This is a genomic window from Rhizobium sp. Root149 (assembly GCF_001427345.1).
Taxonomy (GTDB): Bacteria; Pseudomonadota; Alphaproteobacteria; order Rhizobiales; family Rhizobiaceae; genus Neorhizobium; species Neorhizobium rhizoryzae.
The window spans coordinates 453,467-469,131 of sequence record NZ_LMGD01000021.1 but is presented as its reverse complement, the minus strand read 5'-3'; the positions used below and the strand labels follow the sequence as shown (position 1 = coordinate 469,131).

Sequence of the window (15,665 nt, the reverse complement as noted above, 5' to 3'; positions counted from 1 at the left end):
GCGCTCAGGCTCCATCACCCGGAACCGGGGCGCCCTCGGCGATCAGGCCGCGCTTCTTGAGGTTGGACCAGAAGGAGGCCGGGATGTCTTCCTCGAACCAGGCGGCATTGGCCTTCAACTGTTCGCCATTGCGCGCACCGGAGACAATGGTGAGGGAGGCCGAATGGGCCAGCGGAAACTGCAGGGCTGCGGCCTGCATGCTCACGCCTTCTTCCTCGCAGGCGGCCTGTAGCGAATCCACCCGCGCCAGCAGCTCCGGCGGTGCGTCCGTGTAATTGAATTTCCTGTTGCCCGCCAGAATGCCGGAATTGAAGGCACCGGCGATCACGATGCCGACGCCTTTTTTGGCGCAGTCATCCATGAAGGTCAGGCTTTGCTGCTCCAGCAGTGTGTATCTTCCCGCCAGCATGCAGATGTCGATGTCGGCCACCTGCATGGCATCGCGAATGATCTCCCATTCGTTGACACCAAGGCCAATCGCGCGGGTTGAGCCTTCCTCGCGCAGCTTGCCAAGCGCCTTGAACCCGCCGCCTTCGGTCAACTGGCTCCAGTACTGCTCGTGTTGCTCGCCATGGGTCACGGTTCCGATGTCGTGCACATAGAGAATGTCGGGCTTGAGAATGCCCAGCCGCTGCTGGCTTGCCTCGAAGGAGCGCATGACGCCGTCATAGGTATAGTCGAACACCGGGCGAAACGGCAGCGGTTCTGCATAGCCCTGTTCTTCCGGACCGACGCTCTCGTCCGGTACCATCACACGCCCGACCTTGGTGCTCACGACATAATCTTCGCGCGGAAGATCAGTCAGCATCGTTCCGAGCCGTCGTTCGGAACGGGTGAAGCCGTAAAACGGAGCCGTATCGAAGTAGCGCAGCCCTGCATCCCAGGATGCCGTGAAGGCGCTCTTGGATTCGTCATAGGATGTCACACGGTAGAGATTGCCCATCTGGGCACAGCCGAGGCCCATGCCAGTCAGGCTGACACCGGTACGTGCATGAATGTGTCGATCGGTAATGTTCATCCGAGGTCTTCCTCCGGCCCGACATGTCACATTTGCCAGGCATTCTCCCTTGGAGGCTAGTGGTACGCGCGCTGACGAAACTGGTCAAGCCAATTTCGAAATGCCTTCGGTCGCCACATGCAGGTTTGATGATAGATCTTGTAATTCAATGCATCTATGCCGGTCTTGCCAGTTTATTTTTCCATGCCTATGGTAAGGCCAAATCATCGAGAGCCGTCATGAACAGTATCCGGCCCGTCGAGCGACGGCTTTACCAGCAGGTAGCGGACCAGATCCGCGCCTTGATCCAGACGGGGCATTTCCGGCTGGGGCAGCGCTTGCCTGCGGAGCGGGAACTCGCTCAACAGTTGGGGGTTTCACGGCCGTCTCTTCGCGAGGCCCTGATTGCGCTTGAGATCGAAGGTGCCGTCGAGATCCGCATGGGGTCCGGCATCTATGTCAGCTCCAGCACCGAGCGCCGTAGCGTTTCAAGCTCAATCGGCGAAAGCCCGGTCGAGCTGATGGAGGCCCGGGCTATGGTCGAGAGCACGATCATTGTACAGGCCTGCGCGCGAATAACACTGGAGGGTTTGAAATCCGTTCGCCAGATTCTTGAAAGCATGCGCACCGATGTTGCCGAGGGGCGCAAGCCCGTTGAACTGGACCGTCAATTTCACCTCACTATCGCGCAGCAGGCTGGAAACGGTGTTTTGACGCGACTTGTCGGTGATCTCTTCGATGAGCGGCATAGCCCACTGGCAACACAATTGCGCGAGCATTTTGAGACGCCGGACACCTGGAGTCTGGCTCTTTCCGAGCACGAGGCGATTTTTGCCGCGCTCGAAGCCCGCGATCCGCTTCTGGCGCAGGTAGCCATGCACCGTCATCTGGAACAATCCAAACGCCGCTGGCTCGACAGTGAACCGCGTTAGAGCATCGGGCGAGAAAGTGGAATCCGGTTTTTCGCTAAACCGATGCGTCAACAAAAAATTTAGAGCGGCGGGCCGTTTCCGATTAGTCGCCCGACGCTCTAGCCGATTTCTTCAACGCATTTCCGGACGCAAAACCGATCGACACTTTTGCTGGAAATGCTCGCTGAACCAAGGACCTCCGGGGAGGAGGAAGACATCATGAGTGATACTGTTTCGCCTACTATTCTGCTCAACGAAATCGACGATGTGGCTGTAGCCCGCCGCGCCATTCCTGCCGGACAACCGATCGGTTATCGTGATCTCAACGCGCGCGAACTGATTGCTCGCGGCCACAAGGTTGCCATTCGGTCCATTCCCTCGGGTCATGAAGTGCGCAAATACGGCCAGATCATTGGTCTCGCCACGCAGGATATCGAAGCAGGATCGGCCGTTCACCTGCATAATCTCGCCATGCTGCCCTCCGAGCACGAGCATCAATTCTGTGTCGATATCGAGGAAAAGGGCATGGTGCCGTTAGAAGAGCGCCGCACCTTCATGGGCTATGATCGCGGCATCGGCGGCGCTGGCACGCGCAACTATATCGGCATCATCTCGTCGGTGAACTGTTCCGCCACCGTCTCGCGCTACATTGCCGATTACTTCAATCGCATGGGCGGGCTGGAAGGCTTCGAGAATGTGGATGGCGTCGTGGCGCTGACGCATGGCGGCGGCTGCGCGCTGAACAATAAATCGGAAGGGTATCGGCTGCTCATCCGCACCATTCAGGGCTATGCGCGCCACCCCAATTTCGGCGGCATCCTGATGATTGGTCTTGGCTGCGAGACGAACCAGATCGCGCCGATCCTCGAACATTACAAAATGGAGGAGGGGGATCGGCTGCGCACGATGACCATCCAGCAATATGGCGGTACAAAGAAGACCATCGATGCGGCCATCGCGATGATCAAGGAAATGCTTCCATCAGTGAATGCCGCGCAACGCACGCCGCAGCCGCTTTCCAAGCTGAAGCTGGCGCTGGAATGTGGTGGCTCCGACGGCTATTCCGGCATTTCGGCCAATCCGGCGCTGGGTTATGCTTCGGATCTCATCGTGCGCCATGGCGGGACCACCGTTCTGTCCGAAACGCCAGAGATTTATGGCGCCGAGCATCTTTTGACGCGCCGTGCGGTGACGCCCGCTGTTGCCCAGAAGCTGCTAGACCGGATCGACTGGTGGCGGGATTACACAGCCCGCAACGGTGATGAGCTGAACAATAATCCATCCCATGGCAACAAGCTCGGAGGCCTGACCACCATTCTGGAAAAGTCGCTCGGTGCCGTTGCCAAGGGGGGCTCCATGCCGCTGAAGGCGGTCTACGAGTTTGCCGAAACGGTCACTGAACCTGGATTCGTCTTCATGGATACGCCCGGTTACGATCCGGTTGCCGTGACGGGCCAAGTGGCGGGCGGCTGTAATGTCATCTGTTTCACCACGGGCCGCGGCTCGGTTTCCGGTTTCAAGCCTTCGCCTTGCATCAAGATTGCAACCAATACCGACATGTATGAGCATATGAAGGAGGATATGGATCTGAACTGCGGCGGTATCGTCACGGGGGACGAAACCATCGAACAATCCGGTGAACGCATCTTTGAACAAATCCTTGCCGTCGCATCTGGCCAGAAGACACTCAGCGAGATCTACGACTACGGCGACAATGAATTCGTGCCGTGGCAGGTCGGAGCTGTTACATAAGTCGTCACTAATATATTCGTAATCACTGTTGCAAACGCCATTGGTGCTTCCCACTTCTCTGTTCGCGGTCAAAGGGCCGCGGACGTTCTGGAGGCATCAAAAATGGCAGGTGCAGGTACGAAGGCTCAATTCGGTTTTTCGTCTGGGAATTCCCGCCGGGCTCATGCCACGGGCGCGCTGGACGCGGAAAAACTGCGCCGGATCGGGCGGCTTGTGCGCCTTGCCCGTGTCATGGATACGGCCATCCGCATCCCGGGTGTCGGCATTCGTTTTGGCGCCGACTCCATTCTCGGTCTTCTGCCCGTGGTGGGCGATGCGAGCGGTGCGCTGATCGGCGTCTTCATCATCAACGAGGCACGACGGCTTGGCCTGCCGAACGACAAGCTTCTGAAGATGGCGGGAAACATCGGCGCCGATGCAGTGCTCGGCAGCGTGCCGCTGCTGGGCGATGTCTTTGACGTCTACTTCAAGTCCCACCGCCGCAACGTGCAGATGATCCTCGATCATTTTGGCGTAAGCCGAGAGCAGGCGATGAGAGCGTCTCGCTGATCAATTCGACGTCAGCGATCCATACAGCACAATAAACAAGTAGAGGCTGAAGGCGCCAAGCGCGAAGATGATGAAGAAGGTAACGATACCGCGTCCTGCCCGCTGCTTTCGCACTGCTGCCGGGCGGCTGTCTTCGGGGTTCGTGATGGGATCGTTTTCGGGCTTCATGTTCATGGGCTCACCTCTCTTCAAAGAGAGCCAACAAGCAATGCCCGCTTGAGTTTCAGGCGGGCATTTTTCTGCGCCGCAGAAGGAAATAGACCGCACCCGCAGACATGGCAGCCAGGCTGTACCAGGTCAGCGCATAGACCAGATGGCTGTTGCGAAAATTCACGATCGTGAGCCCGCCCACTGGAAAGCCACCCGGATTGGGTGTCGCGTCCGCGTCAATGAAATAGGGAGCGACATTTGTGAGGCCGCGTGCCTTGGCGATCGCCTCCACGTCGCGGGAGTACCACCGGTTGGCTGACGGATCGTTGGCACGCAGAAAGCCGCCTTTCGGCTCGCTCAGCCGCAGGAGGCCTGTCACGGTAACAGGATTTTCATATTGCGCTTGCCCGCGGGCCGCAGGATCACGCTTCTCTTTCGGCACGAAGCCGCGATTGATGAGGACGATCCCCTGATCTGCTGTCTCAAGCGGTGTGACCACCCAGAAACCGGGGCCGAGTTCGGTCACGGCCTGAACGAACTCTTCCTTGTCGTTCAACAGGCGGCCCGTTGTCGTCACGCGCTTGTATTCGTCATTCGCCGCGTTGACGCTTGTCGATGGGGGAGGGGCGGGAACCGGTTCCGCATGAACACGGGCATCGACGCGGGCAATCAGATCCAGTTTCCAGAACAGGCGTTGTACCTGCCAGGTGCCGAGGGCCAGAAAAACGAGAACGAGGCCCGCCATGATGGCCGCAAAGGCTGTATGGCGTTTTGCGGTCGTCGGGCGGGCCTCGGTCATGACGTTTTACTCTGCTGCAAAACCTGCCCGTCAGGGCATGTTCTTCATCATTTCAGGGTTCATCGGCATCATGTTCGTGTTCAGGTGGTGCATGACCCACATGGAGCCTGCCAGCATGATTACCACGATGATAATGGTGAAGATCATAGCCAGCATGGTCCACCCGCCTTCCGAACTGGTGTTCATGTGCAGGAAGTAGATCATGTGGACGACCATCTGAATGCCGCCGAAAATGATGATGATGCCAACGGTCAGCGCGCGGCTTTCCAGCACATCGCCCATGACCAGCCAGAATGGAATGGCGGTCAGGATGACAGACAGGATGAAGCCGGTCATGTAGCTCTTGAAGCTGCCATGAGCCGCCTCGTGACCGTGGCTGTGAGCATGATGCGTGTTATGGGCGCTCTCATGCGCCGGTGCGTGAGGGTGCGAACTCATCCGAGCACTCCAACCAGGTAAACGAGGGAGAAGACGCCGATCCAGATCACGTCAAGGAAGTGCCAGAACATGGACAGGCACATCAGACGGCGGCGGTTTTCTTCGATGAGGCCGAATTTCGCGACCTGCACCATCAGTGTAACGAGCCAGATGCAGCCGAAGGTGACGTGCAGACCGTGGGTTCCGACCAGCGTGAAGAACGCAGACAGGAAGGCCGAGCGCTGCGGTGTCGCGCCTTCATGGATCAGGTGATAGAACTCATAGAGCTCGATCCCCAGGAAGGCGAGGCCGAAGAGGCCGGTGATACCCAGCCACATCAGGGTGCCGCTCTTGTCACCCTTTTCCATCCGCAACATGGCAAAGCCATAGGTGATGGACGAGAAGAGCAGCATGGCGGTGTTGATGGCCACCAGCTTGAGATCGAAGAGATCGGCTGGCGATGGTCCGGCCGCATAATTGCGACCGAGGACTGCGTAGGTTGCAAAGAGCACTGCAAACATCAGGCAGTCGCTCATCAGGTAGATCCAGAAGCCCAGATTGGTGCTGTTTTCCGGATGATGTTCTTCCGTCAGGTAGAAGACGGGCTTTTCGGACGTCGCCGCTTGTGTGTTGCTCATGGTGATCAGGCCTGTTCCGCAAGCTGCTTGGTCCGGGCGTTCTCCGTCGCAACGACGGTTTCAGCCTGAATGTAGTAGTCACGCTTGTAGTTGAAGGTATGTGCGATCGACACCACCAGGATGGCGAGGAACGACAGGGCTGCGAGCCACCACATGTACCAGATCAATCCGAAGGCCAGCGTGACGCTGAACGCCGAGAGGATGACACCTGTTCCGGTGTTCTTTGGCATGTGGATCGGCTTGAAACCTTCCAGCGGACGCACATAGCCGCGGTTCTTCATGTCATACCAGCCGTCATGATCGTAAACGACGGGCGTGAAGGCGAAGTTGTATTCCGGCGGCGGCGAGGACGTGGACCACTCCAGCGTACGGCCATTCCACGGATCGCCCGTCGTATCCCGCAACTGTTCGCGCTTGAAGAAGCTGACGACAAGCTGGATCACGAAGGAAGCGATACCAAGCGCGATTAGGAAGGCACCAAAGGCTGCGATGATGAACCAGATCTGCAGAGACGGATCCTCGAAGTGGTTGACGCGGCGCGTAACACCCATCAGGCCGAGAACGTACAGCGGCATGAAGGCGAAGTAGAAGCCGGTCAGCCAGAACCAGAAGGACATCTTGCCCCAGAACGGATCGAGACGGTAGCCGAAGGCCTTCGGGTACCAGAAGTTGATGCCCGCCAGCAGGCCAAACACCACGCCGCCGATGATCACGTTATGGAAGTGCGCGATCAGGAACAGCGAGTTGTGCAGCACGAAGTCGGCCGGAGGAATGGCCAGCATGACGCCGGTCATGCCACCGATGACGAAGGTCACCATGAAGCCGATCGTCCAGTACATCGGCACTTCGTAGCGAATACGGCCGCGATACATGGTGAAGAGCCAGTTGAAGATCTTCGCGCCGGTCGGGATCGAGATGATCATCGTCGTGATGCCGAAGAAGGCATTGACGCTTGCGCCCGAACCCATGGTGAAGAAGTGGTGCAGCCAGACGATATAGGACAGGATCGTGATGACGACCGTGGCGTAAACCATCGAGGCGTAACCGAAGAGGCGCTTGCCAGAGAAGGTCGAGACGATTTCCGAGAAGATACCGAAGGCCGGCAGGATGAGAATATAGACTTCCGGATGGCCCCAGATCCAGATGAGGTTGACATACATCATCGGGTTGCCGCCCAGATCGTTGGTGAAGAAGTTCGTGCCAACGTAGCGGTCAAGGGTCAGGAGGACGAGTGTTGCCGTCAGGATCGGGAAGGATGCCACGATCAGAACGTTCGTGCAGAGCGATGTCCAGGTGAAGATCGGCATCTTCATCATGGTCATGCCGGGCGCACGCATCTTCACGATCGTTGCGATGAGGTTGATACCGGAAAGCGTCGTTCCGACACCGGCGACCTGCAGGCCCCAGATATAGTAGTCGACGCCGACCCCCGGCGAATAGTCGGCACCCGACAGCGGCGGGTAGGCCAGCCAGCCGGTCCGGGCGAATTCACCGACGAAAAGCGACATCATGATGATGACAGCACCTGCCGTGGTCATCCAGAACGAGAAGTTGTTCAGGAAGGGGAAGGAAACGTCGCGCGCGCCGATCTGCAGCGGCACCACGTAGTTCATGATCCCCGTCACCAGCGGCATGGCAAAGAAGAAGATCATGATCACGCCGTGGGCGGTGAAGATCTGGTCGTAATGGTGCGGCGGCAAATAGCCTTGGTTCTCACCAAAGGCAATCGCCTGCTGGGTGCGCATCATGACGGCGTCGGCAAAGCCGCGCATCAGCATGACGAGCGACAGGATGACGTACATGATGCCGATCTTCTTGTGATCGACGCTGGTGAACCAGTCGTTCCAGAGATAGCCCCAGAGGCGGAAATAGGTGATCGCGCCGACGACGGCGCCGCCGCCAAGGACGACGACCACGAAAGTCGCCAGAATGATCGGGTCATGGGTAAAAGCGAGTGAGTTCCATGACAACCGTCCGAAAATGAATTCCATCAGGTTTGTGTTCGTAAACATGGCAGTTTCCAATTACCTATCCAGCCTGATCAAGGCTTCGGGTTCGTGTTGAGCTGGTCTGGCGCTGCGCCGTGGCCTTCATGGCCTGCAGGGGCTCCAGCCGGCGCATTCACGCCTTCAGCTTGCGTCGGCTCCTTGGCACCATGGCCGGTCGCCGGATGTGTCGCGCCCGGGCCTGAATCTGCGGCCCAACGGGTATCGTATTCGAGACGCTTGCGGTTCTCGTGGCTGTCCTTGCCAGCGCCACCCATCATGTCGATGTGCATCATTTCATTGGCGCACATCTGGCCGGGCTTGACGCAGAGATTGAGGATGGCGTCGTAGAGGCCGTTCTCAACCGATGCAAAGTAGGTCACGGGAACGCGGCTGCTCGGGCGTTCCAGCTTCAGATACGCATCACGGTTCAGGGCGGATCCCTGTCCCTTCACACGTGCGACCCATTGTCCGAAATTGTCGTTCGACATGCCGTGGAACTTGAAGCGCATGCCGGAGAAACCGTCGCCACTATAGTTGGCGGAGAAGCCTTCGTAGACGCCTTCCTTGTTCATGACCGCATGAAGCTTGGTCTGCATGCCGGGCATGGCATAGATCTGGCCTGCAAGAGCGGGAATGTAGAAGGAGTTCATGACCGTCGAGCCGGTGATCTTGAACTCGATCGGCGTATCGATCGGCGCAGCAATTTCGTTCACTGTCGCGATACCCTGCTCCGGATAGAGGAAGAGCCACTTCCAGTCGAGTGCTACGACCTCGATTGTGATCGGCTTGGTTTCCGGGGTCACCGGACGGTTGGCGTCGATGCGGTCCAGCGGGCGGTATGGGTCCAGCCTGTGCGTGCTGACCCAGGTAACGGCACCGAGCGCAATGATGATGGCAAGCGGCGCTGCCCAGATCACTACTTCCAGACGCGTGGAGTGGTGCCATTCCGGATCGTACTTGGCGTTGATGTTCGAGCGGCGATAATGCCACGCGAAGTAAAACGTCAGGCAGATCACCGGAATGATGATCAGCAGCATCAGCACCACCGAAACGATGATGAGATCGCGCTGTTGCGTGGCGATATCGCCGGACGGTGACATCACGACGAGGTCACAGCCCGACAGGGCGAGAGGTAGGGCGAGGGCACTAAGCCGGCGAATGAGCTTCATCAACCGTGGCATCTTTCAATTTCGAAATTTGCGTTTTGTCTACTTGCGACTAACGCACTGAGGCGAAGCTCCCTATGAGGTCTTTCGTCGCAGTGCAAAAACAATTTAGTGCGGCGCAATAAACATCTGTGGTTCAATGCGCAATACCCTCAACTTACCCTGCAGAGGATAGTTCAGAACTCAATTCTCTGTGTGAAAGCGGAGAAATAGTCCTGAAGTTGCGCGAGGAAAGCGCACTCAACGCACAAATTTTCGGTTTACGGCAAGACCGCACTTGATATGCGGCAAATATGTATCATCCTCACTGACGGGGAGGCGACTATTCGCCGCATAAGAGGAGTGCATTCATGTCCGTAGCCAGTCATCCGACATCAGCCCATTTCGAGCGGGACGCTCGCCAGATGCACGATGACAAGCCGCTGTCGCCCGGCAGCATTGCCATCGGTGTGATCATTGGCCGCATGTCGGAATTCTTCGATTTCTTCGTGTACGGCCTCGCATCCGTTCTCGTTTTCCCGCGTCTCATCTTTTCCTTCGCCGCCGATCCGGTCACGGCAACGCTTTATTCCTTTGCCGTCTTTTCCCTGGCCTTCCTCGCGCGTCCCATTGGTTCGCTCGTCTTCATGTGGGTTGACCGCACCTATGGACGGGGCATGAAGCTGACCATTGCGCTTTTCATTCTCGGTGGGTCGACGGCCTCCATGGCCTTCCTTCCGGGTTATGAATCGATCGGCGTCTGGGCCGTGGCTTTGCTGGCTCTCTTCCGGCTTGGTCAGGGCTTTGCGCTTGGCGGTGCCTGGGATGGCATGGCTTCCCTGCTCGCCCTGAATGCGCCGAAATCCGAACGCGGCTGGTGGGCCATGGTGCCACAGCTCGGTGCGCCTATCGGCTTTGCGCTGGCAAGCGCCCTTTTCGGCTATTTCTACACCAGCCTGTCGGATGCGGACTTCCTGTCCTGGGGCTGGCGCTATCCGTTCTTCGTCGCCTTCGCCATCAACGTGGTCGCGCTTTTTGCCCGCCTGCGTATCGTTGCCAGCCGCGAATTCGGCGAGCTGTTCGAAAACCATGAATTGAGCCCGAGCCCGGTTCTGGAAACGCTGCGTGTTCATGGCCGTGATGTCCTGCTGGGAGCATTTGCGCCGCTGGCCAGCTTTGCCATGTTCCACCTGGTCACCATCTTCCCGCTCACCTGGGTTTTCCTGCGCGGTGGACAGTCCGCAGGCGAATTCCTCTTCGTGCAGATCCTGGGAGCCTTCGTCGGCATCGGTTCTGTGGTTATCTCGGGTGCCATTGCAGACCGTATCGGCCGCCGTCGCCAGTTGATGATCGGTGCCGTGCTCATCGCGATCTTCAGCTTCTCGGCTCCCTTCCTGCTGGAAGCAGGCGGCAAGGGTCAGGATGCCTTCATCATCCTCGGCTTTGCGATCCTCGGCCTCTCCTTTGGTCAGGCGTCCGGTGCCGTTTCCTCGCGGTTCTCCCTGCGCTACCGTTACACGGGCTCGGCCCTGACATCCGACCTGGCATGGCTGGTTGGCGCCGGGTTCGCCCCGCTTGTGGCGCTCGGTCTCGCATCGAAATTCGGCATCATCTTCATCGGTGGTTATCTGATCTCCGGTGCCATCTGCACCTTCGCTGCGCTGACGCTGAGCCGAATTCTCGATAGCTCGGAGCATCAGTCTGCTGCGGAGCGCTGAACCCTTCCAACCTCGACTGAGCGGGCCGCAGAAGTATCGTCTTCTGCGGCCTTTTTTCTTCATCCGACCGTACCGGAGGGCGCGTCTTTTGCATTGCCCGATGAGGGTGGACATGCGACGAGCAATGGGACGTTTCGGGAGGATAGTGATGAACCAGACGCAGACCATGCCGCATTCCATGCTTGTTGACCGCCTCGTAGACGCGATGCGCTCCGGCTCAGTGATCGAGAAGGATGGTTTGAGCGAACCGGAGGCTGGCGCGTTTTATGCCGTACAAAGTGCGGTGACCTCGGCCCTGGGGATCGAGCTCGGCGGCTACAAGTTTTCGATCCGCGAGGGCGTTCTGATCGGTGCGCCTCTGCTGTTCGTGTCCCGTCAGCCGGAGTCAGGCTTCGAGAGCGAGATCAAGGTCGAGATCGAGCTGGCGCTGGTGCTGGGGCAAGATTTGCCGGTTCGATCCGAGGGCTATAGCCGCGGCGAGGTGCTGGAGGCGATCGAAAGCGTGCATATCGGTGTCGAACTGGTGCGCACCCGTTATGTGGGCGGGGCGGGCAGTTCGCTCGGCCTGCTACTGGCGGACTGCATGAGCAATGTCGGCTATCTGGTCGGTCCTGAGCTGGATCGCGCGCTTCTCGACGAAGGTGCCGATCTTGGCCATCTGCGTCTGGAGAATGAAGGGCGGGTGCTGTTCGATGGCGCTGCGGTTCATCCCGACGGCGACGTTCTGAAAAGCGTGGTCCGCTCAGCCAACGAGGGCCTGCCGATGGGCGGGCACCTGAAAAGGGGGCAGGTTCTGACCACAGGAACGCTAAGCGGTGCGCCTGTGATCGAGAAGCCGTCACACTTTACAACCAAGCTCGGCGGGCAGTCTTTTGAAGTCAAACTGAAAACTGCCTGATCCCGTCCTCGCTGCGGAAACCTTTTGCGCCCAAGGGGAGTTAACGCGTGGCTTCCCCTCGCGCAAAAGGTCATAGCTTTGACAGAGTTCACATTCGGTCCGATCCTCCGTTCCACCGAAACCGAGTTTCGCTTCTGGTCGCCGCAATCGCAAACCGTGCAGCTCGTTATCGAAGGCGATGCTCCTGTCGAAATGGAGCCGGTCAAGGATGGATGGTTCTCCTGCACCGTGGTGGGCGCGGGCGCTGGCACGCGGTACGCTTTCCTCCTGCCGGATGGCCTGCAAGTGCCGGATCCCGGATCGCGCTTTCAGCCGGATGACGTTCATGGCGTGAGTGAAGTCATCGACCACTCGGCCTATCGCTGGCGTGCCCGCTCGTGGAAAGGGCGACCGGTCGAAGAACTGGTCTTCTACGAAATGCATATCGGCGCTTTCACGGCTGAAGGTACATTCAAGGCAGCCATCGACAAGCTTGACCATCTGGCAGGCCTTGGCATTACCGCGCTGCAGATCATGCCGATTGCCGATTTTCCAGGGAGTTATGGCTGGGGTTATGATGGCGTCATGCCCTATGCCCCTGAGAGCAGCTATGGTCGGCCAGACGATCTGATGGCGCTGATCGACGCCGCGCACGAGCGCGGGCTCTGCGTCTTTCTCGATGTCGTCTACAATCACTTCGGGCCGGACGGGAATTACCTGCCCGCCTACGCGCCCATTTTCACCGATCACCACAAGACGCCATGGGGCAATGGCATCAATTTCGATGCCGAGCACAGCGAGGCTGTACGCAGCTTCATGATCGAGAACGCCATCTATTGGGTCCGGGATTTCCGTTTCGACGGGCTGCGGCTCGATGCGGTCCATGCCATCAAGGACGACAGTGAAGAGCATCTTCTCAAGGCTCTCGCGCGACGTGTCAGGGCTGAGGCTGGCGACCGCCACGTCCATCTCGTGGTCGAAAACGAGAACAATGACAGCGATCTGCTGGAACGGGATGCGGATGGTCGGCCGATGTATTTCACCGCACAGTGGAATGACGATATCCATCACGTTCTGCATATTGCCGGAACCGGCGAGACCTTCGGCTATTACAAGGACTTCGCGGATGATCCCGCAAAACTTGGCAAAGCGCTGGCGGAGGGCTTCGTCTACCAGGGTGAGATGATGGAATATCGGGGCGAGGCGAGGGGCAAGCCCAGCGCTCACCTTCCGCCGACCGCCTTCATTTCGTTCATGCAGAACCATGACCAGATCGGCAATCGGGCGCTGGGTGACCGGATGATTGCCTCGCAACCGCTTGACAGAATGAAGGCTCTGGCCGTTTGCTATCTCCTGTCGCCGCAACTGCCTATGCTGTTCATGGGGGAAGAGTTCGGCGCGAAACAACCGTTTCCGTTCTTCTGCGACTTCAACGAAGAGCTGAACGAGAAGGTGCGCAAAGGCAGACGGGAAGAGCTCTCCCGCTTGCCCGGCTTCGACGCAGACGATCTGCCGGATCCGACAGCCCGCGACACTTTCGAGATGGCGAAGCTCGATTGGACGGAGCTCTCTTCTTCCGTGTCCCGCGAGATCACGGCTTTCTATCGCAATATCCTCAATGTCCGTCATCGGATCGTGGTGCCACTTCTGGCGAGCGGAAGCACGGCCCCAGCCGCCTACGAGAACCATGGGTCAGCGGTCCTTGTTCGCTGGGATTTTGGCGCCAGACAATTGACGCTGATGGCCAATCTTGCGGACGAGGATGTTTCGTTCGAACCGGAAGGTGACATGATCTTCCAGTTCGGCGCCGTTTCCGGCGGCAAGGCTGGTCCCTGGTCGGTCGTATGGAGTGTGTCGGATGCCTGACGAGAAGCAATCGCGCACTAAGACAGCACCTAGTGATCCAGCGCTTGATGCCCTGGCGCAAAGTCATGGTATTGCGCCCACACGGCCTGAGCCGGATGGGACCGAGGTGCCCGTCAGCGACGAGACGAAGCGCAAGCTACTCGCAGCGCTGAATGTGGATATCGAAGCCGAAAAACTGGACGGAAGCGGGTGCTTTCTGCCCGATTTCTTGAGGGATGCTCCGGTCTGGGGCATTTCCGTTCAGCTCTACGAGCTGCAGTCCCCCAGAAATTGGGGGATCGGTGATTTTGCCGATCTGTCAGAGCTTTGCGCTATGGCAGGTGATTGGGGAGCCGATTTCGTCGGCCTCAACCCGCTCCATGCTCCGTTCCTTGCAGATCCCGCCCGCTGCAGTCCCTATGAGCCGTCCAACAAACGCTGGCTCAATCCGCTTTATATTGCCGTGGACAGACTTGAAGAATGGACGGGATCCGAGGAGGATATAGATGCCATCGCCGCTCTGAGATCCGCTGACCTTGTGGACTACAGGAAGGTTGCGGACCTCAAGATGACAGTCCTGCGTCGCTATTGGCAGGACTGGCGCGGGGGTAACATAAAGACCAGCCTGCTCGATGCATCAAAATTCGAGCAGTTCGAGCTGGCGGGTGGTGAAAGCCTGCGCCTCCATGCGCTTTTCGAGGTGATTTCCGCGGAGCAGGTTCGCACTGGTGGTTCAGCAGGCTGGCGCAACTGGCCGGAGGAACTTCAGGATCCGCAAAACGCAGCGGTTCGCGAGTTTGCTCAGTCTCGCCTGTCGGAAACGGAGTTTTACATCTGGCTGCAATGGATCGCGCATTTGCAGCTGGAGGAGGCGGCTCAGGCTGCCCGTCACGCAGGCCTTCGGATTGGCCTTTATCTTGATCTTGCAGTCGGCGAAGCCCTTGATGGATCCGCAACCTGGAGCGAGCGGGACGTTTATGTCGCCTCCGCGAGTGTTGGGGGGCCGCCTGACCCTTGGGCTATCACAGGGCAGGACTGGCGACTGGCTGCCTATCTGCCCAACCGGATCGCGGATGGCGAGCTTTCACCCTATCGGTCCATGATCGATTCAGCCATGCGCTATGCGGGGGCGATCCGCATCGATCATGCGGCAGCGCTCAGCCGGTTGTTTCTTGTTCCCTTCGATGGAACGCCCGCGGATGGAGCCTATGTGGATTATCCCAAGGCAGATCTCATCAAGGTTTTGCAGGAAGCCTCTCATGCGCACCGGTCCATCGTCATCGGGGAGGATCTTGGAAATCTTCCCGAGGGTCTGAAGGAGGATTTGCAGGACGCCAATATCCTGTCCTACCGGATCTTTTCCTACGAAAAGGATGACGACGGTTTCATTCCAGCGGAAGACTATCCTGAACTCGCGCTCGCCTGTGTATCGACCCATGACCACCAGACACTCGAAGGCTGGTGGAAAGGTGCGGATGTTCAGGCCCGGATCGATCATGATCTGGTCCCGGCGGCACTGGCGCAGAAGGATCTGGACCTGCGCAAGCAGGAACGGCGCGAGATATGCGAACTTCTGGAAAGCGCAGGTTTCAAGGCGCCGGATCCGCAGGAGTTGAAGCTAGATTCGCAAGAGCTGGACCGGTTCATCATCGATTTGCATACGCTTCTGGCGCAAAGCCCGAGCCTGCTCTTCTCCGTCCGTCTCGCTGACCTGACGAAGGAGCCGCAACCGACCAATATTCCGGGCACCAGCACCAGCCATCCGAACTGGCGTACCCGCCTGTCGGTTACGCTGTATGACCTGGATGAGCTACCGCTTGTTCAGGATGTGACGGATGCACTGAGACGCGTAAGGCCGAAGTCATTCTAGGGAGAGCTG

General features: G+C 58.5%; 14 protein-coding genes. 7 read left to right on the top strand and 7 right to left on the bottom strand.

Features of this window, described 5'->3' with window-relative positions; all coding sequences use genetic code 11:
* Positions 1-4: 4 nt before the first annotated feature.
* On the bottom strand, positions 5-1,018 hold the full coding sequence (locus ASD54_RS17635) for an aldo/keto reductase (RefSeq protein WP_062555904.1): 1,014 nt from the start codon (positions 1,016-1,018) through the stop codon (positions 5-7).
* Between the two features lie 218 nt (positions 1,019-1,236).
* On the opposite strand from ASD54_RS17635, the gene ASD54_RS17630 reads away from it, so the two are divergent.
* The 3 genes from ASD54_RS17630 (at position 1,237) to ASD54_RS17620 (ending at position 4,209) form a co-directional block, all read left to right on the top strand.
* Positions 1,237-1,929 (top strand): FadR/GntR family transcriptional regulator, encoded by a 693-nt coding sequence (locus tag ASD54_RS17630; RefSeq protein WP_062555994.1) that lies wholly within the window; start codon positions 1,237-1,239, stop codon positions 1,927-1,929.
* A 198-nt stretch (positions 1,930-2,127) separates the two neighbouring features.
* Entirely contained in the window at positions 2,128-3,660 is a 1,533-nt protein-coding gene (locus tag ASD54_RS17625; RefSeq protein WP_062555993.1) for an altronate dehydratase family protein, read from the top strand.
* Between the two features lie 102 nt (positions 3,661-3,762).
* Positions 3,763-4,209 carry a DUF4112 domain-containing protein gene (locus ASD54_RS17620; RefSeq protein ID WP_082547262.1) on the top strand — a complete coding sequence of 149 codons (447 nt, stop codon included), beginning with the start codon at positions 3,763-3,765 and terminating at the stop codon, positions 4,207-4,209.
* Here the strand turns inward: ASD54_RS17620 and ASD54_RS26670 are convergent, their stop codons facing one another.
* The 6 genes from ASD54_RS26670 to cyoA are packed head-to-tail and all read right to left on the bottom strand — an operon-like array spanning position 4,210 to position 9,382.
* The gene (locus tag ASD54_RS26670) at positions 4,210-4,383 is read right to left on the bottom strand and encodes a hypothetical protein (RefSeq protein WP_156379270.1); all 174 of its coding nucleotides are present in this window, start codon (positions 4,381-4,383) and stop codon (positions 4,210-4,212) included.
* A 49-nt stretch (positions 4,384-4,432) separates the two neighbouring features.
* The gene (locus ASD54_RS17615) at positions 4,433-5,158 is read right to left on the bottom strand and encodes an SURF1 family protein (protein ID WP_062555903.1); all 726 of its coding nucleotides are present in this window, start codon (positions 5,156-5,158) and stop codon (positions 4,433-4,435) included.
* Between the two features lie 30 nt (positions 5,159-5,188).
* Complete coding sequence (gene cyoD, locus ASD54_RS17610; RefSeq protein ID WP_062555902.1) at positions 5,189-5,596, bottom strand: cytochrome o ubiquinol oxidase subunit IV; 408 nt, start codon at positions 5,594-5,596, stop codon at positions 5,189-5,191.
* Positions 5,593-6,213: a cytochrome o ubiquinol oxidase subunit III gene (gene cyoC / locus ASD54_RS17605; protein ID WP_062555901.1), complete on the bottom strand. Its 621-nt coding sequence runs from the start codon at positions 6,211-6,213 to the stop codon at positions 5,593-5,595. The genes cyoD and cyoC overlap by 4 nt, the downstream gene beginning before the upstream one ends.
* A gap of 5 nt (positions 6,214-6,218) precedes the next feature.
* Positions 6,219-8,225 (bottom strand): cytochrome o ubiquinol oxidase subunit I, encoded by a 2,007-nt coding sequence (gene cyoB, locus ASD54_RS17600; protein WP_062555900.1) that lies wholly within the window; start codon positions 8,223-8,225, stop codon positions 6,219-6,221.
* A gap of 29 nt (positions 8,226-8,254) precedes the next feature.
* Positions 8,255-9,382: a ubiquinol oxidase subunit II gene (cyoA, locus tag ASD54_RS17595; protein WP_062555899.1), complete on the bottom strand. Its 1,128-nt coding sequence runs from the start codon at positions 9,380-9,382 to the stop codon at positions 8,255-8,257.
* Positions 9,383-9,717: 335 nt separating this feature from the next.
* On the opposite strand from cyoA, the gene ASD54_RS17590 reads away from it, so the two are divergent.
* From ASD54_RS17590 to malQ, 4 genes are all read left to right on the top strand, one after another.
* Entirely contained in the window at positions 9,718-11,064 is a 1,347-nt protein-coding gene (locus ASD54_RS17590) for an MFS transporter (protein WP_062555898.1), read from the top strand.
* 148 nt (positions 11,065-11,212) lie between these two features.
* Positions 11,213-11,962 carry a hypothetical protein gene (locus ASD54_RS17585; RefSeq protein WP_062555897.1) on the top strand — a complete coding sequence of 250 codons (750 nt, stop codon included), beginning with the start codon at positions 11,213-11,215 and terminating at the stop codon, positions 11,960-11,962.
* Positions 11,963-12,040: 78 nt separating this feature from the next.
* Positions 12,041-13,807: a malto-oligosyltrehalose trehalohydrolase gene (gene treZ, locus ASD54_RS17580; protein WP_062555896.1), complete on the top strand. Its 1,767-nt coding sequence runs from the start codon at positions 12,041-12,043 to the stop codon at positions 13,805-13,807.
* On the top strand, positions 13,800-15,656 hold the full coding sequence (malQ, locus tag ASD54_RS17575; protein ID WP_062555895.1) for a 4-alpha-glucanotransferase: 1,857 nt from the start codon (positions 13,800-13,802) through the stop codon (positions 15,654-15,656). Before treZ ends, malQ begins: the two co-directional genes overlap by 8 nt.
* The last annotated feature ends 9 nt before the right edge of the window (positions 15,657-15,665 follow it).